Source organism: Buchnera aphidicola (Kurisakia onigurumii), assembly GCF_039394605.1.
GTDB lineage: Bacteria > Pseudomonadota > Gammaproteobacteria > Enterobacterales > Enterobacteriaceae > Buchnera_I > Buchnera_I aphidicola_B.
On the sequence record NZ_CP135033.1, the window covers coordinates 212,528 to 233,693 of the forward strand.

Genomic DNA, 21,166 nt, shown 5'->3' on the forward strand with positions numbered 1-21,166 from the left:
AAAATTAGAAAATTTTTGTGGGTACACTTTAACTTAAATTTTTAATTAAAGTTAAAAATACGAGTTTAATATAAAATTTATTTTTATATTTAAAAAAGTTTTCAACTGAAGAGTTTGATCATGGCTCAGATTGAACGCTGGCGGCAAGCCTAACACATGCAAGTCGAGCGGCAGCGAAAAGAAAGCTTGCTTTCTTTGTCGGCGAGCGGCAAACGGGTGAGTATAATCTGGGGATCTGCCCAAAAAAGGGGGATAACTATTGGAAACGATAGCTAATACCGCATAATGTTTTTTTTATAATATTTTTTAAATATTATAAATATTAACCAAAGTAGGGGATTATGTAAAAGTAACCTTACGTTTTTGGATGAACCCAGACAAGATTAGCTTGATGGTAAGGTAAAGGCTTACCATGGCAACGATCTTTAGCTGGTCTGAGAGGACAAACAGCCACACTGGAACTGAGACACGGTCCAGACTCCTACGGGAGGCAGCAGTGGGGAATATTGCACAATGGGCGAAAGCCTGATGCAGCTATGCCGCGTGTATGAAGAAGGCCTTAGGGTTGTAAAGTACTTTCAGCAGGAAAGAAAGGAAGTAAAAGTAATACATTTACTTCTATGACGTTACCTGAAAAAGAAGCACCGGCTAACTCCGTGCCAGCAGCCGCGGTAATACGGAGGGTGCTAGCGTTAATCAGAATTACTGGGCGTAAAGAGCGCGTAGGTGGCTTATTAAGTCAGATGTGAAATCCCTAAGCTTAACTTAGGAATGGCATTTGAAACTAATAAACTAGAGTATTGTAGAGGGAGGTAGAATTCTAGGTGTAGCGGTGAAATGCGTAGATATCTGGAGGAATACCTGTGGCGAAAGCGACCTCCTAAACAAATACTGACACTGAGGTGCGAAAGCATGGGGAGCAAACAGGATTAGATACCCTGGTAGTCCATGCTGTAAACGATGTCGACTTGGAGGTTGTTTCCAAGAGAAGTGGCTTCCGAAGCTAACGCATTAAGTCGACCGCCTGGGGAGTACGACCGCAAGGTTAAAACTCAAATGAATTGACGGGGGCCCGCACAAGCGGTGGAGCATGTGGTTTAATTCGATGCAACGCGAAAAACCTTACCTGGTCTTGACATCCATAAAATACTTTAGAAATATAGTAGTGCCTTCGGGAATTATGAGACAGGTGCTGCATGGCTGTCGTCAGCTCGTGTTGTGAAATGTTGGGTTAAGTCCCGCAACGAGCGCAACCCCTATCCTCTGTTGCCAACGGTTCGGCCGGGAACTCAGGGGAGACCGCCGGTTATAAACCGGAGGAAGGTGGGGACGACGTCAAGTCATCATGGCCCTTACGACCAGGGCTACACACGTGCTACAATGGTATATACAAAGAGATGCTAATCTGCAAAGACATGCTAACCTCATAAAGTGTATCGTAGTCCGGACTGGAGTCTGCAACTCGACTCCACGAAGTCGGAATCGCTAGTAATCGTGGATCAGAATGCCACGGTGAATACGTTCCCGGGCCTTGTACACACCGCCCGTCACACCATGGGAGTGGGTTGCAAAAGAAGCAGATTGCTTAACTTGTATTAATTTACAAGAGAGCGTTTATCACTTTGTGATTCATGACTGGGGTGAAGTCGTAACAAGGTAACCGTAGGGGAACCTGCGGTTGGATCACCTCCTTAAATTTTAAGCACTTTATTTAAAAAATAAAATAAGTAAAGTGTGCCCACATAAATTTTCTGATTGAATACCTTTCAATAGGCTTGTAGCTCAGTTTGGTTAGAGCACACCCCTGATAAGGGTGAGGTCGGTGGTTCAAGTCCACTCAGGCCTAATAATAAAATTTACTCTGATCAAAAAAGTATAAGGGGCTATAGCTCAGTCGGGAGAGCGCCTGCTTTGCACGCAGGAGGTCAGCGGTTCGATCCCGCTTAGCTCCAAAAATTTATATTAATTTTGTATTATTTTTTAAATTCCTTATATAATAAAATAAATCCCACGGATAAAAAAATTCATTTTTAAAAAATATTTTTTTTTGAAATTTAACGTTATTACACAATAAAAAAATATTTATTTTTTTTTCTATTTTTAGTCTTGTCGGAGGAAGAATTTTTTTTTTTGTTAAGTATTTTTTTACAAAAATAAAATAATTTTTAAAAAAAATATTTTTTAAAAATTTTTTCGAAAAATTTAAATTTGAAATAGTATATTCATGACCTGAACAAATTAAAGTATTATTAGGCAACAAACATATTTTTTGTATAGAATTATACATTAAAAAATATTCTTCATTATATAATTTTCCACATCCTCCAGAAAATACTGTATCTCCACAAAACAAATAAGGTTTTATATAATACGAAATGTGTTTTAAAGTATGTCCAGGTGTATGCAAAATTTTAATTTTTTTATTTATAACAAATATTTTATTTGTTTTTTCTTTTATTTGATGTATTTTTAATGAATTGATTTTTTCTGAACTAAATATTTTTATATTAGGATAAATATTTTTTATTTTACTAGCTCCATTAATATGATCTATATGAGAATGAGTTAATAAAATAGCTTTAGGTATTAAAAAATTTTTTTTTATTTCTTTAATAACTTCTTTATATGAACCAGGATCTACAATAAAGCAATTTTTTTTTTATTGTATAGTATCCAACAATAATTATCTTTTAAAATTAATATTTGTTTTAGAATCATTTTCCGCCTTATTAAAAATTTTGTATAATTATTTTATTGTTTTTAAAGTATCCAATATCAATAGATTTAGGATTCATTGCATGTTTTTTTGCTAATTTATCGCAATATTCATTTTCTTTAATATTAGAATGTCCTTTTATCCACTTCCATTTTATTTTATGTAGTTGTAAAATTTTTTCTAATCTTTTCCATAAATCAATATTTTTTATTTTTTTATTTTTAGAATTATTCCATGAATTTAACTTCCATTTTTTTATCCAAATAGTAATTCCTAACTTTACATATTTACTGTCTGTTACCAATGTAACATCACAGAATTCTGTTAAAGTTTCCAATCCTATAATTGCAGCTAATAATTCCATTCTATTATTAGTTGTTAAATAAAAACCGGAACAAATTTTTTTTTCAATTTTTTTATATTGTATTAAAGCACAATACCCTCCCGGACCTGGATTTCCTAGGCATGAACCATCTGTGAAAATTTTTACTTTTTTAATTGACATATTTTATATTATTGTTATTTTGAATAGTAAAATTATTTAAAAAATTTTTAGGATAAAAATGAATAATGCAATAAATAGATCTATAGTTCTTGATACTGAAACTACAGGAATGAATTCTTCAGGAATAATATATAAAAATCATAAAATTATTGAAATAGGAGCTATAGAATTAATTAATAGAAAATCAACTGGTAAATTTTTTCATAAATATCTTAATCCTGATAGAAAAATTGATAAGCAAGCTTTTCACGTACACGGTATTTCTGATAATTTTTTAAAAGATAAAAAAAGATTTAAAGATATTGCAATTTATTTTTTTAATTATATAAAAGATGCTAATTTGATAATTCATAATGCATCTTTTGATATATCGTTTTTAGATTATGAATTTAGTATGCTTAGAAATAATTTTCCACCCATAAAAGATATTTGTAAAATTACTGATACTCTTAGTATAGCACGAAAACTTTTTCCTGGAAAAAAAAATAATTTAAATGCTTTATGCTCTAGATTAAATATATCTATTAAAGAAAGAATTTTACACAGTGCTATTTTAGATGCTGAAATTTTAAAAAAAATATATTTAAGAATGACTGGTAAACAAAAATCAATTAATTTTAATGTTAAAGATCAGAAAAATATTAACAAAAAAAATAATTTACATAAAAAATCAAATTATATATACAATACAATTGTTAAAAAAGCAAATAAAAAAGATGTTTTGCAACATCAAGAATATTTAAAAATAATAAAAAAGAATAATAAAAAAATGTATTTAGAAAAAAAAATATAAATTTATTGACTGCTTGTTAAAAAAAATATACTATTAATAATAGTTTATATTTGGTGCGGTAGTTCAGTTGGTTAGAATATCGGCCTGTCACGCCGGAGGTCACGGGTTCAAGTCCCGTCCGCACCGTAATTAAAATAGTAAAATATGATAAAATAAATAAAACACTTCTTTAATATTAAACCAAAAAAATAATTATAAATTTAATATAAAAATTTTCTTATTTTATATTATATAAATAATTTTATAGACTTTAAAAAAGTTTTTTATCAAAAAAGTATATTTTTAATAAAATATATGAAATAAATTTTTTTTAATTAATTTTTATATTGTGAATTTTTATGATTAAGAAATACATTATTACTTGGGATATGCTACAAATTTATTCGGTAAAGCTAGCTAAACAACTAATTCATGTTAAAAAATGGAAATTTATAATTGCAATTAGTAGAGGAGGGTTAGTACCAGCTGCAATATTAGCTAGAGAATTAGAAATTCGATTTGTAGATACTATTTGTATTTCTAGTTATGATCATGATTGTAGAAAAAAAATGAAAATATTAAAAAAATCTAAAGATTATGGTAATAATACTCTTATCGTAGATGATTTAATAGATACAGGTCATACAGCAAAAATAATTAAAAGTTTATATCCTAAATCTTTTTTTGTAACTATTTTTGCGAAACCAAAAGGAAAATTATTGGTTGATAAATATATTATAGATGTGTCACAAGATATATGGATTGAGCAACCTTGGGATATGAAAATTTCTTATAGTACTCCTGTATTTAAACTTTCTTAAATTTTATATAGTGTTGAATAATTTTATTATCAGTATTTTTTAAAATTTTTAAAAAATATTATTCAAATTTTTGGAATTTTATTATGAAATATGAAAAAAAAAATAATGAATTACATGAAACAAAAAAAAATAGTAAATTTTATAAAATTGAAAAAAAAATAAAAATTTTAAAAAAAAATATTGTAGAATTAAAAAAAATAGAAGAAAAAAAAATAGAAAAATTATTTTTTAGATCTGAAAAAGATATTCAAAATGCACATAAATTTTCTTTAGAAACCGAAATTTCTAATTTTTTACCAATTATAGATAGTTTGGAAAGAGCTATTGATACTGTAAAAAATATGGATTCTTTGATTCAAGAAATTCCTATTAGTTTAAAATTAATTTTAAATTTATTATTAAATTTATTCAAAGAATTTCATATTCGTGTAATTTTTGATGAAAAAAAATTATTTAATCCTGATATTCATCAGGCTGTAGTTATGATTCCATCTGAAACAATTGAAAAAAATAATATTATTTCTGTTATGCAAAAAGGATATATTTTACATAATAGATTATTAAGAGCTGCTTTAGTAACAGTTTCATCTGGAAAAAATAAAAATTGATTTTTAAAAATATAATTTTTTAAAAAAAATAATGAAAAAAAATAGTAAAAAAAAAAAATATTATTTAACAATTTGTAAAAATAAAAATTCTTATTTTAATTATTTTATTAAAGAAAAATATGAATGTGGATTGTCTTTAAAAGGTTGGGAAATAAAATCTATTCGTTCTCGAAGAACAAATATTCACAATAGTTATATATTTATTCGGGAAGGAAATGCATATATTGTAGGAGTTTCTATTAGACCTTTATATAATACATCATTATCATCAGAATCGTATAAAGATAAAAGAAATATACAATTACTTTTACATAAAAAAGAAATAAATTATTTACTTGGTAAAATTAGTAGAGAAGGATATAGTTTAATTGCATTATCTTTGATTTTAAAAAAATCATGGTGTAAAATAATTATAGGTCTTGCTAAAGGAAAAAAGAATATAGATAAAAGAATTTGTGAAAAAAATAAAGAATGGATAATAACAAAAAATAGAATTTTTAAAAATTCATTCAAAAATTAAAAAATATTTTTTTTTTTTTTTTTTTTTTTGAAATATAGATATATTGGTAAAAAAATAATTTATATATATATAATATATAGTATATAACAATATTTTTTTTAAAATGATCTAAAATAGCTCAAAAAAAAATAAATAATTATCTAAAGGGCTATTTTAGTTTTTAAACAATTTAATTTTTTATTAAATATAAAAATAATATTTTATTGATAAAAATAATATAATTTTTTATTACAATACTTTATCAATAATAAAATTAAATAAAAAAAATAATTCTATACGTGCTAGAATATAAAATATTATTTTTAATAAATTTAAAATAATAAAATTAATTTTTATATATATTTTTTGGAATTAAAAACTTAAAAACATTTTATTATTTTTTTATATATAAAATTTTTTTTAAAAAGTATTTTTATTTTTCTAATATAACTAAGGTAACAATATATTTAATTTCATCAGTTATAGTTAAATAAGATTTTTTTATTTTCATATTATTGAACAATTTTTTTGCATTTTTTAAAAATATAATTTTTGGTTTTCCTTCTTTATTATTTCGTATTTCTAATTGGTTCCAATATATTCCTTTTTGTATTCCTGTACCCAAAGCTTTAGAAGCAGCTTCTTTTGCTGAAAATCTTGTAGATATATAACGAATAGAAAAAGAACTCATTAAGTATTTTTTCCATTCATATACAGATAAAATTCTTTTTGCTAATTTTATTTGATTTTTTTTTTTCAATTTTCTAATTCTTTTTATTTGTAATAAATCTAATCCAATACCGAAAATAGTCATTTTTATTTTTTTTATTTATTTTATCATTTAAATTTAATAATATAATTGTTAATTATATAATTATAAATTTGTAATTTATTTATTTATTTTTATCCATAAAAATAAATGAATTTTTTTTTTTAAAATTTTTTTTATATCTATTCTGGATTGAATACTGCATTTTTTTATTTTTTTACCATTTATTCCAATCATTATTTTTTTATATCTTTCATTTTTTACTAAAATGTAAGATTTAATATAGTATTCGTTATTACTGTGTAAATTAAATGATTCAATTTTTACTTGAAAAGTATAAGGTAACTCTTTGTTTAAATGTATCATGAATTTTTCTCGAATAATTTCAGATATAGAAAATTTTATATCTTTATCAGTAAATATATTTTTTTCGAAAATATGTTGAGATGATGGAATCATGTTTTTAATAAAATTAAAAATTATTTTTATATCTTTTTTTTTTTTTGTAGATATAGGTATAATATTTTTTATATATTTTATTTTTTTTATATAAGATAAAATTATTTCTTTATTTTTTAATTTATCAATTTTATTTAATACAAAAATAAAAGGTATTTTTGTATTATAAATTAATTGAAATATCCATTGATCATCTTTGTTCCAAAATATATTATCAGTTACAAAGATTATCAATTTTGATTGTAATATTGCATGTTGAATTTTTTTAAAATATTTTTTTTGATTTATTTCTATTCCTGGTGTGTCTATATATATAAATTGATGTGAAACAGTCGTATGAATTCCTAGTAAAAGATCTGTTGTAGTATTTTTTTTATTTGTCACAATAGATATTTTTTTTTTTATTAATTTATTCATTAGAGTAGATTTACCTACATTTGGTCTACCTACTATGGATATTTTTCCTGCATATTTTTTTATTTTCATAATTTTGTTATTCTAAACCTAATTTTATTAAAGCGCGTTGAGCAGCATCTTGTTCAGCTTTTCTACGACTTGTTCCAATACCAATAGAATATTCATTTATTCCATTGATTTGACAATGAATTGTAAATATTTGATTATGTGCTTCTCCATAAATTTGTACAATTAAATATGATGGCAAAGATAAATGTTTTGATTGTAGATATTCTTGTAATCTTGTTTTAGGATCTTTTTGTGTTATTCCGGGATTAATTTTTTTTAATCTACTTTTATACCATTTCAAAACTAATTTTTGTACAGTATATATGTTACTATCTAAAAATATTCCTCCTATTAGTGCTTCAATAGTATTTGCGAGAATAGATTCTCGTTGAACTCCTCCACTTTTTAATTCTCCTTGTCCTAAATATAGATATTCTCCTAATTTAAATTCATGAGCTATATTTGCTAAAGTATTTCCACGAACCAAAGTAGCACGCATTCTACTCATATCTCCTTCATTAACTTTTGGAAAATATTTATATAATGCGTCAGCAATAATAAAACTTAATATTGAATCTCCTAAAAACTCTAGTCTTTCATTATGATGACTACTAGCACTTCTATGAGTTAATGCTAATGATAAGAGTTCGACATTAATAAAAGTATAACCTATAATTTTTTGTAATTTATTTTTATCTTCATAATCCATATTTTGTTAATACATTGAAAATGCAATTATCATGCTATTTAATTATAATACAAATTATATTTGTATATGATTTTGTTATATTTTTTTAAAAATTGTAATTATTTAATAAATTATTTTGATTCGATTAAATCGTATTTTTTTAAAAAAATTATTTTCTGTTTTATCTATACTCATCCATATGAAAAAAACTTTTCCTATTAAATATTTATCAGGTACAAATCCCCAATATCTACTGTCAAAACTATTATCTCTATTATCTCCTAACATAAAATAATTATTTTTTGGAATAATCCATAGTCCTATTTTTTTGTTTTTTTGATGAAAATATAAATTTTTTTGATCGATATATTTATTATTTAATATAATATTATATTTTTTATTTTTAATAGTTTCTTCAATTATACTTATTTTATTTTTTTTTATTTTTTTATCATTTATATCATTTTTCATCATTTTATGAAAATATTGAATTTTAGAATTCGTAATATTTTTATTTTTTATATATATTTTATTAATAATATTTTTTTTTTTATTAAATATACTAATTTTTTTCCTATTATTATCGTAATAAATAACATCTCCAGGTAATCCAATAATACGTTTTACAAAATAAATATTTTTATTTTTAGGAAATTTAAAAACTACTATATCACCTCTTTTTGGTGTAGATATATTTATCCATTTTTTTTGATTAATTGGATTTTTTATACCATACGAATATTTTTTTACCAATATATAATCACCATTACATAATGTTGGAACCATAGATTCAGAAGGAATTTGAAAAGGCTCGCAGATAAAAGATCTTATTATAAATACGGATAGTAATATAAAATAAAATGATCCAATAAAATTTATAAAATCTAAAATACATAAAAAAAAAAAATTATATGATACTGATGAAATATTTTTTTCTTTTAAATAAAAAAGAAAAAATTTATTGAAAATAAAACAAAAAAAAGAAAAACATGTAATTATTAAAAAAAAAATAGTTGAATTAGTATCCAATATATTATCCTTATTTTAACATATGTTTTTTAATTTATAATTAAAAATTTATCTTAATACTTATTTTATATTTAAAATAGAAAAAAATGTTTCTTGAGGTATATTAATATTTCCAATTTGTTTCATTCTTTTTTTTCCTTTTTTTTGCTTTTGTAACAACTTTTTTTTCCTAGAAATATCCCCTCCATAACATTTAGCAAGAACATTTTTTCTCAATTGTTTAATAGTACCTCGAGTAATAATTTTATTTCCAATTGCAGCTTGCAAAATAATATCAAATTGATGTCTTGGAATTGTTTTTTTCATTTTTTGTATGATATTATCAGAATAATTTTTAACATTAGATCTATGTATTATAAGAGATAAAGAATCTATTCTTTCATGATTTATTAAAATATCTAGTTTAACCGAATCTGTTTTTTTAAATTTATAAAAATCATACTCTAAAGAAGCATATCCACTGGTAACAGATTTAAGGTTATCAAAAAAATTTAGTACAATTTCAGACATAGGTATTTCATACGTAATAGAAACTTGTCTATTATGATAAACTAAATTAGTTTGAATACCTCTTTTTTTATTACATAATATAATTATGTTACCAACATATTTAATAGGAGATAATATATTGCATTTTGCTATAGGTTCTTGTAATTCTTTGATTATGTTATTTTCTGGAAATTTAGAAGGATTATCTAAGTATAAAATATTATTTTTATTTGTGATTATTTTATAAGTGACCGAAGGTGTAGTAGAAATTATATTTAAATTGTATTCTCGTTCTAATCGAGATTGAATTATTTCCATATGCAATAAACCTAAAAATCCGCATCTAAAACCAAATCCTAGTGCTGAAGAATGTTCTACTTCATAAAATAAAGAAGAATCATTTAAGCTAAGTTTCTTAAGAGCATCTTGAAAAACGTGATATTGATTAGAAGATACAGGAAATATTCCAGCATATATTTGAGGTTTTATTTTTTTAAATCCTGGTAGAGAATTTTTGGCTGGATTTTTTAATGATGTTATTGTATCTCCTACTAATATTGCATTAACGTTTTTAATACCACAGATTATCCATCCTACTTCTCCACATTGTAATTTGGATTTTTTGATTTTTTTGGGTGTAAATATACCTATTGATTCAACAGTATACTCATTTTGAGTACTCATAATTTTTATTCTCAATCCTTTTTTTAAAGTTCCGTTTTTTATACAAACTAAAGATATAACACCGAGATAGTTATCAAACCAAGAATCAATTATCAGTGCTTGTAAAGGTTTATTTATACTTCCTTTAGGATGCGGTATGTCAGATATTATTCTTTCTAATAGGTCATTAATACCAAATCCAGTTTTTCCGGAACATTGAATTGCATTTTTTGCAGAAATACCTATCATATCTTCTATTTCATTTTTTACTTGATTAGGATTAGAAGTAGGTAAATCAATTTTATTTAATACTGGTATTACTTTTAATCCCATATCAATTGCTGTATAGCAATTTGCTAAAGTTTGAGCTTCCACTCCTTGTGATGTATCAATAACTAAAATAGCTCCTTCGCAAGCACTTAAGGATCTAGATACTTCATATGAAAAATTTACATGTCCTGGAGTATCAATAAAATTTAGTTTAAATTTTTTTTTATTTTTAGATTTATAAATTATAGATACGCTTTGAGCTTTAATTGTAATACCGCGCTCTTTTTCCAAATCCATAGTGTCTAATACTTGATCAGACATTTCTCTTTTTGTTAATCCTCCGCATATTTGAATTAATCTATCAGAGATAGTTGATTTTCCATGATCAATATGTGCAATTATAGAAAAGTTTCGTATATAATTTATCATTTATTCTTACACACTTTTATTGGTTTATATTGTTAATAATTATAAATATTACTATTTAAATTAAATTGTATGTATGTATAATATATTTAAATTTTTTATATTTTTAAATAATATTAAAATATTTTTTTTAAATTTTTGTTTTTTATTTACATAAATTTTATCAAAAACAAAAAAAATTAGCTACTGTAGTTTTTATAGTAATATTTTTTAAAATATATATATTTAATATAAATAATCAATAATTTTTATATATTCATTATTTTTGATTTTTTTAAAATTATATAAAATGGAAAAATTATGGTAAATAAAAAAATTATTGTTGCAATGTCAGGAGGAGTAGATTCTTCCGTATCTGCTTTGATTTTAAAAAAAAAAAAATATCAAGTAGAAGGTTTATTTATGAAAAATTGGGAAGAAGATGATACAACTTCTTTTTGCCATTCAAAAAAAGATTTAAAAGATGTTACATCTGTATGTAATTCTATTAATATACCATTACATATTGTAAACTTTTCAATAGAATATTGGGATTTGGTATTTAAAAAATTTTTAAAAGATTTAAAACAAGGAAAAACTCCTAATCCTGATATATTGTGTAATAAGGAAATAAAATTTAAACTTTTTTTAAAATTTGCTATAGAAAATTTAAATGCAGATTTTATTGCAACAGGTCATTATGTTCAAAAAAAAAAATATAAAAATAACTTTTTTTTATGTAGATCAAAAGATACAAAAAAAGATCAAAGTTATTTCTTATATACTTTAAATCAATATCAAATTAGTAAAACTATTTTTCCTATAGGAAATTTACAAAAATTACAGGTTAGAAAAATTGCTAAAAATAATCATATTTCTGTATTTGATAAAAAAGATTCAACAGGAATTTGTTTTATTGAACCTAAAAAATTTAGTTTATTTATAAGAAAATTTATCAATTCTAATCCTGGAGATATTGTTTCAGTTTCGGGAAAGATATTAGGAAAACATATTGGTTTAGAAAATTATACTTTAGGACAAAGAAAAGGATTAAATATCGGAGGAATGAAATATTTAAAAAATTCTCCTTGGTATGTTGTTGATAAAAATATTCATACAAATGAATTAATTGTAGAACAAGATAATAATAATATATATTTATTATCAATTGGTATGTTATTACAATCAGTAAATTGGATTAATGAAAAAACATCTTTAAAAAAATATTTTTATTGTACTGTTAAAACTAGATATTTACAAAAAGATATTCCATGTATAGTATTTCATAAAAAATTATTATATACAAAAGTATTATTTATAGGATTGGTATCTTCAATTACACCGGGTCAATCTGCTGTATTTTACTCAAAAAAAATTTGTTTAGGAGGTGGTATTATTGAAAAAAAATTACCTTTTGTATAATGTTATAAATTTTTCAAAAATATTTTTTTATATGTAAAATTTTTAATTTTATTTATACTTATGTTAAAATAAAACACAATATAATGTTATAAAAATTTTTATTTATTATAAAATATATAAATTACTGTAATAATATCTATTTTTTTTTATTAATTTTTAATTTTAAAAAATTAAAAACAAAATTTATTTAAAATATTTTAATTAAATTTTTATCCAATTAAGGTTAAATAATGCAACAATTTTCCCCATTGACAACAATATCTCCTTTAGATGGTCGTTATAATAGAGAAACTATAAAATTAAGAAAAATATTTAGCGAATACAATCTTATAAAAAATAGAATTAAAATAGAATTAGAATGGTTTAAAAAATTATCTTTTTTATCTTCAATTACTGAATTACCAACTTTTTCTAATTCTGAATATATATTTATTGATAATATATACAAAAATTTTGATTTACATGAAGCTAAAAAAATTAAATGTTTAGAGAAAAAAACAAATCATGATATTAAAGCTGTTGAATATTATTTAAAATCTAAATTTGTAAAAAATAAGTTTTTAAAACCTTATATAGAATTTATACATTTTGGATGTACTTCAGATGATATAAATAATATAGCATATGCGCTAATGTTAAAAAAATCTAGAAATGAGATCATCATACCTTATTGGGAAAAAATTTCTTTAAAGATAAAAAAAATATCGATTAGATATAAATCTATTCCAATGTTGTCTCGAACACATGGACAACCAGCAACTCCTAGCACTATTGGAAAAGAATTTTTAAATTTTTTTTTTCGTTTACAACGACAAATTGAAAAATTAAAAGAAATTAAAATTTTTGCAAAATTAAATGGAACTGTAGGTAATTATAATTCTTTTTATATTGCATATCCTCAAATTAATTGGTATGAAATTAGTAAAGAATTTATAAAAAAATTTGGAATATGTTTTAATCCTATAACTACACAAATAGAACCTCATGATTATATTTCAGAGTATTTTTTTTGCATATCTCTATTTAATACAATTTTAATAGATTTTAATAAAGATATATGGAGTTATATATCTTTAGATTATTTTAAACAAAAATTAAAAAATAAAGAAATTGGTTCTTCTGTAATGCCTCATAAAATAAATCCTATAGATTTTGAAAATTCAGAAGGTAATTTAGGTATTTCTAATGCATTAATGAATTATATATCATTAAAATTACCGGTTTCTAGAATGCAAAGAGATTTGACTGATTCAACTACAATGAGAAATATAGGTGTAGCATTAGGGTATTCAGTAGTTTCGTATGAATCTTGTTTAAAGGGAATAAAAAAACTATATTTAAATAAAAAAGTAGTATTGAAAGATTTAAATAATAAATGGATATTGTTATGTGAAGCAATACAAACTGTTATGAGAAAGTATAAAATATTTAATTCATATGAAAAATTAAAATATTTATCTCATAGTAGTAATTTCAATAAAAAAATTATAAATAGTTTTATTTTAAATTTAGATATACCAATGGAAGAAAAACAAAAATTACAAAATTTGACTCCTATGGAATATATAGGTATATCAGATATTATAGTTCATAAATTTTTTAATTTATAACTTATTTCATATCAAAAATTATAAACAAGAGAAGTATGTACAATGAAAAAAAAATATATCTTATTATTTTTATGTTTCTTAACAGGTTGTTGCGATATGAAACATGAATCAGATGCATATTATTCTAATATAAAAGAACATAATTTGTTTTCTAAAAATTTAGTTTATGTATGGGATGATTATATTGAGACACAATCTAAAAAATATAATATTGATGCAAACTTAATACGTGCAATTATTTATTCTGAATCTCAAGGAAATCCGTTATCTATTGGAAAAAATAATTCTATTGGTTTAATGAAAATACAACCTAAACGTGCAGGAATGTTGGTTTATAGATATTTAGGAAAAAATATAATTCCTTCTTTTACAACGTTATTAAATCCACATAATAATATTAATATTGGTACTACTTATCTTCATTTGATACAAAATAAATATCTATTAGGTATAAAAAATAAAGAAAATTTACGATATGCAACGATAATTTCCTATTATATAGGACCTAATACATTTCTAAAAATTTTTTCTAGTAATAGATCAGAATCAATTAAAAAAATAAATTCATTAACTCCTATTCAATTTTTATTAAATGTTAAGAAAATTAATTTATCTGTTCATTCATTAAAGTATTTGAAAAAAGTGAATACTGTATATCGTTTATTTAAATAAAAATATTTTTATCATTACATGATTATAATAATATATATTTTCAAAAAATTTTAAATTTTTATATTATTAATAATGTATAAAAATAATTATTTATAAAAATAAGGTAAAAATACACAATATGTTAACAGGAAAAAAATTTTTAATAACTGGAATAACTAACAAACAATCTATTGCTTATGGAATAGCAAAATCGATGTATGATAAAAATGCTATTTTAGCGTTCAGTTATAAAAATAAAAAAATAAAAAACAGAATTAAATTATTAGCAAATGATTTTAATTCTAATATAGTTATTCCATGTGATGTTTCGGAAGATATCAATATAAAAAAATTATTTTTTGATTTAAAAAAAAAATGGAAAAAATTTGATGGTTTTATACATTCTATTGCGTATGCTGATAAAAAATCATTAAATGGAAATTTTATAAAAAATTTGAATAAAAATCAATTTTCTATATCTCATGAAATTACTTCATACAGTTTTTCTGCTTTAGCTAAAGAAAGTATTAAAATGTTAAATCCAGGATCTTCTTTAATTACAATATCATTTTTAGGTTCTTCAAAAGTAATACCTAACTATAATGTTATGGGATTAGCTAAAGCTTCTTTAGAATCTAATGTTAGATATATGGCATATGCTTTATCTGATAAAAATATTCGTGTAAATGCTATTTCTGCTCCTGCTATCAAAACAGTTTCTTCCGTATCTATATATAATTTTAAACAATATATAAAACAAAGAAATAAAAATTCTTTATTTAAATCTTCTATTACAACATATGATATTGGTAATGTTGCTTCATTTTTATGTTCAGATTTATCCAAAAGTATTTCTGGTCAAGTAATTTATTCTAATGGAGGTGATAATATTGTATAAATAAATAAAAAAATATTTTATTTTTATTTTTCATAACGAAAAATATAAATTATATAAATATATTAATTTATACTGAAATAAAAAAATTGTATGATTATACTATGAAATATTTTAAATAAAATTAAATTATTTTTTAAAAAAATATTTGTTAATAAAAAAATAATATTTTTTTATATAATACAAATTTTATTTGTATTAATATATAAGTATTTCTAAATTTTTAATTAGGTTGATAAAATATGTTTCAAAATAATCAATTACTTAAAAAGTTAAAAAAAAATTTTCAGAAAAATAAAAAAACAGTTCAAGGTATTGTAAAAAAAACAAATTATGGTTTTGGTTTTTTAAAAAAAAAAAAAATATATAGAAAATTATTTATTCCTTCCATTTATATGAATCGAGTTATTAATGGAGATTTAATATTAGCTGAATTAAAAATCGAAAAAGGTAGAGAAATTGCAATTCCCATTAAATTAATTAAATCATTTTTAAAAAAATTTATTGGTACTATAAAAAAAATAGGAAATAAAAAATATGTTATTCCAGTATATCCTTATATTCAAGAAATGATAATTTGTAATTTTGATTCTGAAATATTTAATAGAGTTAATACTGGGGATTGGATTGAATCTGAATTAGTTGGACATAAGTTGTCGGGAAGTAATTTTTTTTATGCGAAAATATTAAAATTTATATCAAAAAAAACAAACAATAATATACCTTGGATAGTTACTTTATATAGATATCAAATTGAATGCCAAGAACCTAAAATTAATATTAGTAAATATATTACTGATCAAGAAGAAAAAGATAGAAAAGATTTAACTAATTTAAATTTTATTACTATTGACAACAGCAATACAAAGGATATTGATGATGCAATATTTATAAAAAAAAATATATTAAAAGAATTTATAATATATATTGCGATATCTGATCCTACTGCATATATTAAACAAAATAGTGAATTGGATATTTTAGCTTATAAAAAATCTTTTACAAATTATTTACCTGGTTTAGATATACCTATGATTCCAAGAGAATTATCTGAAAAAATATATTCTATTCATCCTAATAAAAATAAATCTACATTAGTTTGTAAAGTAAAAATTGACAAAAATGGTTTTTTAATAAAAAAAAGTATTAATTTTTTTTTAGCAACTATTCAATCAAAATATAAATTATCATATGAAAAAGTTTCTAATTGGATAGAAAATAATAATAGTAATTGGAATCCTAAAAATATAGAAACAGAACGTCAATTAAATTTATTATTTGAATTTTTTAAAAAAAGATTTTTATGGAGAAAATATCATTCATTAATTTTTCAAGATAGATACGAATATAAATTTATATTTGATAAAGAAAAAAATATAATTGGTATTGACAAAGAAATAAGAAGAATAGCTCATCGTATGGTGGAAGAAGCTATGATTGTAGCAAATATTGCATCAGCAATATTTTTATCAAAAAATATTAAAAAAGGTATATATAATGTACATAGTGGATTTAATTCTTATTCTTTTAAAAAAATTTCACGTTTTTTAGAAAATTATGGTGTTAAATTAAGTATTAAAAATATCGGTTCTATAGATAATTTTTCTGAAGCTAGAAGATTTTTAAATATATATTCAGATAGTTATATTCATTTTCGTATGAAAAAATTGCAATCTTTTGGAAATATTAGTTTGATACCAGAACCACATTTTGCTTTAGGAGTACAATTATATTCAACTTGGACTTCTCCTATTAGAAAATATACTGATATGATTAACCATAGATTAATAAAATTAATAATAAAAAAAAAATCTCATTTATGTAATGATGTTTTAAAAAAAATTACTATTTCACATATTTTAGAAGTAAAAAATAAAAATAGATTAATTGAAAAAGAATTAAAAAAATGGTTATATTTTATTTTTATAAAAAATAATAATTTTGTGAATAAAATATTTTTAGGAGAAATTACTGATATATATAAGAATGGAATTCAAGTACAATTAAAAAAAATAGGATGTTATGTATTAGTACCTTTTTATTTAATACATTATAATAAAGAAGAAATTTATTTTAATCAAATTTTAGGAATAGTTTTAATAAATGGAAAAGTTAAATATCGTGTTTCAGATATTGTAAAAATTTTTATTCGTGATATTAATGAAAACACTAAAATAGTAGTAGCAGAAATTTTAAATTAATAAAATGTATTTTATTTTTTTAATATAAAAAATCAAATTAATATTTAAATTTTAATTAATTTGTTTTATATATTTAATATTTTTTAATAATAGAATTATTTTTGTTTTTATATTTCATATAATATAAAATATTTAGTTATGTTATAATTAAATAATATTTTATGAAGATTTTTAATAAGTATTTTTATTTTAAGAATATTTATTAAAAAAAATAATTAATTTTTATTATTTATATTCAATAATAGGGATTATACAGCATTAATTTTAATTTTTATTTTTTATAAAAATTTTTAAAATTAAAATTATATGTTTATAAAAATTAAATAATTTGTTAAGAAACATTTTTTTTGAATTCATTTATTTAATTAATTTTGTTGGAGAAAAGATGCATTTAATTTTATCTGATATTTCTATTTATGTAAAATTTTTTATTCATTTATTCGCTGTAATCAATCCAATTGGAATGATACCTATTTTTACTAGTATGACTAGTCAATACACCGAACAAGAAAGAAAAAAAATTAATCGAATAGCTAATTTTGGTGCTTTTATTATATTATCTATCTCTATTTTTTCAGGAGAAAAAATATTAAAATTATTTGATATATCTATGAATTCATTTCGAATAGCAGGAGGTATTTTAGTTTCTATTATTGCTATGTCTATGATTAATGGTACATTAATTAAAAAAAATAATATTAAAAATAGTAAAAAAAATATTAAAAGTAATATAGGAATAATACCTTTAGCTACTCCTTTACTTGCAGGACCAGGAGCTATTAGTTCTGTTATTATGTGGAGTGCTCAACATTCTAATTATATAAATATTTTAATTGGAATTGTAATTATTGCGATTTTTACTTTTTTTTGTTGGATGATATTCAAAACATCTCCATGGGTTGTTAAAATTTTAAAAACGACTGGAATTAACATTGTTACAAGAATAATGGGTTTATTATTAATGTCATTAGGAATAGAATTAATTATCACAGGTATAAAATCTAGTTTATTAATAAAAAAAGTTTTAGCAAAATAACTTAATTATTAATATATATTTTATATATAAAAATATAATAAAATAAAAATAATTTAATATAGTAATAATTTTTTATAATATAAAAAAATGAAAAAATTTTCTCAAGCTATTATTATTAAAAAATTAGGAATAAGAAATTGGAAATATGTTTATGAATTAATGAATAAATTTACCAAAGAAAGAAAAAAAAATACATTAGATGAAATTTGGATGGTAGAACATTATCCAGTATTTACGTTGGGACAAACAAAAAATTTTAATAATAGTTTGAGTATTGATTATATAAATAATATACCTGTTTTTCCAAGTAATCGAGGTGGAAAAATTACATATCATGGTCCAGGTCAGCAGTTAATATATTTTTTAATTAATTTACGAAATCAAAAAATTAATTTCAAAGAATTTTTATTTTTCATACAAGAATTCATTATAAATATTTTAAAAAAATTTTTTATTGATGCTTATATAGATTATATTCATCCAGGTATTTATTATAATTTAAAAAAAATTGCTTCTGTTGGCTTGAGAATTGAAAAAGGATGTTCATTACATGGTTTTAGCTTAAATGTAAATATGAGTTTATATCCTTTTAAGTATATTTTTCCTTGTGGGAATAAAAAAATTCAAATGACTCAAATGATAGATATAAATAAAAATATAACGTTTCAACAAGTACAGATAGAAATAATTAAACAATTTCACAATATGTGTAACATATATAAAGTATTAAGTGTTTAAAAATATATATTTTTTAATATTTTATATTTTAATTTATAAAGGATACAATATTTTAATATGAACAAAAATAATTTTATTCCTATTCAATTTCGAAAATGTGAAATTAATAAAAATTTTAAAAAACCGAGTTGGATAAAAATAAAATTACCTTCTAGTTTTTCTAAAATTATTCAAATGAAAAATATGTTAAGAAAATTAAATTTAAATTCTGTATGTGAAGAAGCACAATGTCCTAATTTATCAGAGTGTTTTAACAATGGTACAGTTACTTTTATGATTTTAGGATCTATATGTACAAGAAAATGTCCTTTTTGTGCAGTTTCTAAAGGACGTCCAAATCATCCAGATGTTAAAGAACCTAAAAAATTAAAGAAAGTAATTTCAAAAATTAATATTCAACATGTTGTATTAACTTCAGTAAATAGAGATGATTTAAAAGATGGTGGTTCCGGTCATTTCTTAAAGTCTATTCAAGAAATTCGAAAAATAAAAAAACAAATTACTATTGAAATATTAGTTCCAGATTTTAGGTCTTGTTTAAATTTAGCCGTAAAAACGATATCTCAGAGTTCTCCTGATATTTTCAATCATAATTTAGAAAATGTTCCAAGATTATATAAAAAAATTAGACCTGGAGCAAATTATTTAAATTCTTTAAAGTTATTAGAATTATTTAAATTTTATAATCCGAATGTACCAACTAAATCAGGAATTATGTTAGGGTTAGGAGAAAAATTATCAGAAATAGTAAAAGTTATGAAAGATTTATATAATGTAGGAGTTTCCATGATTACTATTGGTCAATATTTACAACCTACATCATCACATCTTCCAGTAAAAAGATATATAACTCCTTTAGAATTTAAAAATATAAAAGAAGAAGCTATTTCAATAGGTTTTAATAATGTATTTTCTGGTCCTTTAGTTCGATCTTCTTATCATGCGAAAGATCAATATAAATTTTTTTAATATATTTTTTATTATTTAAATAATTTATATTTTTTAAATATATAAATTAATTTTTATTTACAACCCTTCAATAAAATAATATTTTTATTTAAAATCAAGAAAGAAAGGTTGTTAATAACAAATATTATTTAATAAAAAAATTGTATATTTATACTATTATTTTAATAATTTTTTAATTATTTAATTGTTTTATTTTTATTTTTTAAATTATTTTTTTTAATTCGATTATATTTTATTAATAAATATATATATTTAAAAGAAAATATTAAAAAACTAATGGTAAATCCTAATATAATTGAAATTGAAATTAATATATAAATAGGACATTTAATTTCATGGATAATATAATTAACAGTAATAATACTTGAATTATTATTTTTAATAATATTAAAAATAATAAATAAAAATAATGATATTATAAATACAAAAATATATTTCATAACAAACCTTAAATATGATTTTATGTTTAATTAAGTAAAAAATTAT

At 21.6% G+C, this 21,166-nt stretch carries 20 protein-coding genes, 3 tRNA genes and 1 rRNA gene; 16 read left to right on the plus strand and 8 right to left on the minus strand.

Annotated features, from left to right (window positions below; genetic code table 11):
• Positions 1 to 102: 102 nt before the first annotated feature.
• From RJU59_RS00915 to RJU59_RS00925, 3 genes are all read left to right on the plus strand, one after another.
• Positions 103 to 1,694, plus strand: a 16S ribosomal RNA gene (locus tag RJU59_RS00915).
• Positions 1,695 to 1,771: 77 nt separating this feature from the next.
• Positions 1,772 to 1,846, plus strand: a tRNA-Ile gene (locus RJU59_RS00920).
• A gap of 33 nt (positions 1,847 to 1,879) precedes the next feature.
• Positions 1,880 to 1,952, plus strand: a tRNA-Ala gene (locus tag RJU59_RS00925).
• A gap of 5 nt (positions 1,953 to 1,957) precedes the next feature.
• On the opposite strand, the gene RJU59_RS00930 is transcribed toward RJU59_RS00925, so the two are convergent.
• Positions 1,958 to 2,644, minus strand: a complete 687-nt coding sequence (locus tag RJU59_RS00930) for an MBL fold metallo-hydrolase (RefSeq protein WP_343155319.1) — start codon at positions 2,642 to 2,644, stop codon at positions 1,958 to 1,960.
• Positions 2,645 to 2,729: 85 nt separating this feature from the next.
• Complete coding sequence (gene rnhA, locus RJU59_RS00935; RefSeq protein ID WP_343128769.1) at positions 2,730 to 3,221, minus strand: ribonuclease HI; 492 nt, start codon at positions 3,219 to 3,221, stop codon at positions 2,730 to 2,732.
• A gap of 58 nt (positions 3,222 to 3,279) precedes the next feature.
• Between rnhA and dnaQ the strand changes: the two genes are divergently transcribed.
• The 5 genes from dnaQ to smpB all read left to right on the plus strand — a co-directional run bounded on the left by dnaQ (position 3,280) and on the right by smpB (position 5,942).
• The gene (dnaQ, locus tag RJU59_RS00940) at positions 3,280 to 4,014 is read left to right on the plus strand and encodes a DNA polymerase III subunit epsilon (RefSeq protein WP_343155273.1); all 735 of its coding nucleotides are present in this window, start codon (positions 3,280 to 3,282) and stop codon (positions 4,012 to 4,014) included.
• A 52-nt stretch (positions 4,015 to 4,066) separates the two neighbouring features.
• A tRNA-Asp gene (locus RJU59_RS00945) sits at positions 4,067 to 4,140 on the plus strand.
• A 212-nt stretch (positions 4,141 to 4,352) separates the two neighbouring features.
• Positions 4,353 to 4,814 (plus strand): xanthine phosphoribosyltransferase, encoded by a 462-nt coding sequence (gene gpt / locus RJU59_RS00950; RefSeq protein WP_343128771.1) that lies wholly within the window; start codon positions 4,353 to 4,355, stop codon positions 4,812 to 4,814.
• Positions 4,815 to 4,897: 83 nt separating this feature from the next.
• Complete coding sequence (gene grpE / locus RJU59_RS00955; RefSeq protein WP_343155274.1) at positions 4,898 to 5,422, plus strand: nucleotide exchange factor GrpE; 525 nt, start codon at positions 4,898 to 4,900, stop codon at positions 5,420 to 5,422.
• A 31-nt stretch (positions 5,423 to 5,453) separates the two neighbouring features.
• Positions 5,454 to 5,942 (plus strand): SsrA-binding protein SmpB, encoded by a 489-nt coding sequence (smpB, locus tag RJU59_RS00960; protein ID WP_343155275.1) that lies wholly within the window; start codon positions 5,454 to 5,456, stop codon positions 5,940 to 5,942.
• A 412-nt stretch (positions 5,943 to 6,354) separates the two neighbouring features.
• Here smpB and acpS read toward each other — a convergent pair whose 3' ends face one another.
• The 5 genes from acpS to lepA form a co-directional block, all read right to left on the minus strand.
• A complete protein-coding gene (gene acpS, locus RJU59_RS00965) occupies positions 6,355 to 6,735 on the minus strand; it encodes a holo-ACP synthase (RefSeq protein WP_343128774.1) in 381 nt (126 codons plus the stop codon).
• Between the two features lie 75 nt (positions 6,736 to 6,810).
• Positions 6,811 to 7,635 (minus strand): GTPase Era, encoded by an 825-nt coding sequence (gene era, locus RJU59_RS00970; RefSeq protein ID WP_343155276.1) that lies wholly within the window; start codon positions 7,633 to 7,635, stop codon positions 6,811 to 6,813.
• Positions 7,636 to 7,642: 7 nt separating this feature from the next.
• A complete protein-coding gene (gene rnc / locus RJU59_RS00975; RefSeq protein ID WP_343155277.1) occupies positions 7,643 to 8,323 on the minus strand; it encodes a ribonuclease III in 681 nt (226 codons plus the stop codon).
• A gap of 102 nt (positions 8,324 to 8,425) precedes the next feature.
• Positions 8,426 to 9,331, minus strand: a complete 906-nt coding sequence (gene lepB, locus RJU59_RS00980) for a signal peptidase I (protein ID WP_343155279.1) — start codon at positions 9,329 to 9,331, stop codon at positions 8,426 to 8,428.
• A 60-nt stretch (positions 9,332 to 9,391) separates the two neighbouring features.
• A complete protein-coding gene (gene lepA / locus RJU59_RS00985; RefSeq protein WP_343155281.1) occupies positions 9,392 to 11,182 on the minus strand; it encodes a translation elongation factor 4 in 1,791 nt (596 codons plus the stop codon).
• 297 nt (positions 11,183 to 11,479) lie between these two features.
• Here lepA and mnmA point away from each other — a divergent pair, with 297 nt between their 5' ends.
• The 8 genes from mnmA (at position 11,480) to lipA (ending at position 20,680) form a co-directional block, all read left to right on the plus strand.
• The gene (gene mnmA / locus RJU59_RS00990; protein ID WP_343155283.1) at positions 11,480 to 12,580 is read left to right on the plus strand and encodes a tRNA 2-thiouridine(34) synthase MnmA; all 1,101 of its coding nucleotides are present in this window, start codon (positions 11,480 to 11,482) and stop codon (positions 12,578 to 12,580) included.
• 230 nt (positions 12,581 to 12,810) lie between these two features.
• Positions 12,811 to 14,190 carry an adenylosuccinate lyase gene (gene purB / locus RJU59_RS00995; protein ID WP_343155284.1) on the plus strand — a complete coding sequence of 460 codons (1,380 nt, stop codon included), beginning with the start codon at positions 12,811 to 12,813 and terminating at the stop codon, positions 14,188 to 14,190.
• Between the two features lie 42 nt (positions 14,191 to 14,232).
• A complete protein-coding gene (locus tag RJU59_RS01000) occupies positions 14,233 to 14,862 on the plus strand; it encodes a transglycosylase SLT domain-containing protein (RefSeq protein WP_343155285.1) in 630 nt (209 codons plus the stop codon).
• A 118-nt stretch (positions 14,863 to 14,980) separates the two neighbouring features.
• Entirely contained in the window at positions 14,981 to 15,739 is a 759-nt protein-coding gene (locus tag RJU59_RS01005) for an enoyl-ACP reductase FabI (protein WP_343155286.1), read from the plus strand.
• A gap of 239 nt (positions 15,740 to 15,978) precedes the next feature.
• On the plus strand, positions 15,979 to 17,937 hold the full coding sequence (locus RJU59_RS01010; RefSeq protein WP_343155287.1) for an exoribonuclease II: 1,959 nt from the start codon (positions 15,979 to 15,981) through the stop codon (positions 17,935 to 17,937).
• Between the two features lie 385 nt (positions 17,938 to 18,322).
• On the plus strand, positions 18,323 to 18,973 hold the full coding sequence (locus RJU59_RS01015; protein ID WP_343155289.1) for a YchE family NAAT transporter: 651 nt from the start codon (positions 18,323 to 18,325) through the stop codon (positions 18,971 to 18,973).
• Between the two features lie 87 nt (positions 18,974 to 19,060).
• Complete coding sequence (lipB, locus tag RJU59_RS01020) at positions 19,061 to 19,711, plus strand: lipoyl(octanoyl) transferase LipB (RefSeq protein ID WP_343155290.1); 651 nt, start codon at positions 19,061 to 19,063, stop codon at positions 19,709 to 19,711.
• A gap of 57 nt (positions 19,712 to 19,768) precedes the next feature.
• On the plus strand, positions 19,769 to 20,680 hold the full coding sequence (lipA, locus tag RJU59_RS01025) for a lipoyl synthase (protein WP_343155292.1): 912 nt from the start codon (positions 19,769 to 19,771) through the stop codon (positions 20,678 to 20,680).
• Between the two features lie 176 nt (positions 20,681 to 20,856).
• On the opposite strand, the gene RJU59_RS02460 is transcribed toward lipA, so the two are convergent.
• A complete protein-coding gene (locus RJU59_RS02460; RefSeq protein WP_428994329.1) occupies positions 20,857 to 21,120 on the minus strand; it encodes a lipopolysaccharide assembly protein LapA domain-containing protein in 264 nt (87 codons plus the stop codon).
• Positions 21,121 to 21,166: the final 46 nt, after the last annotated feature.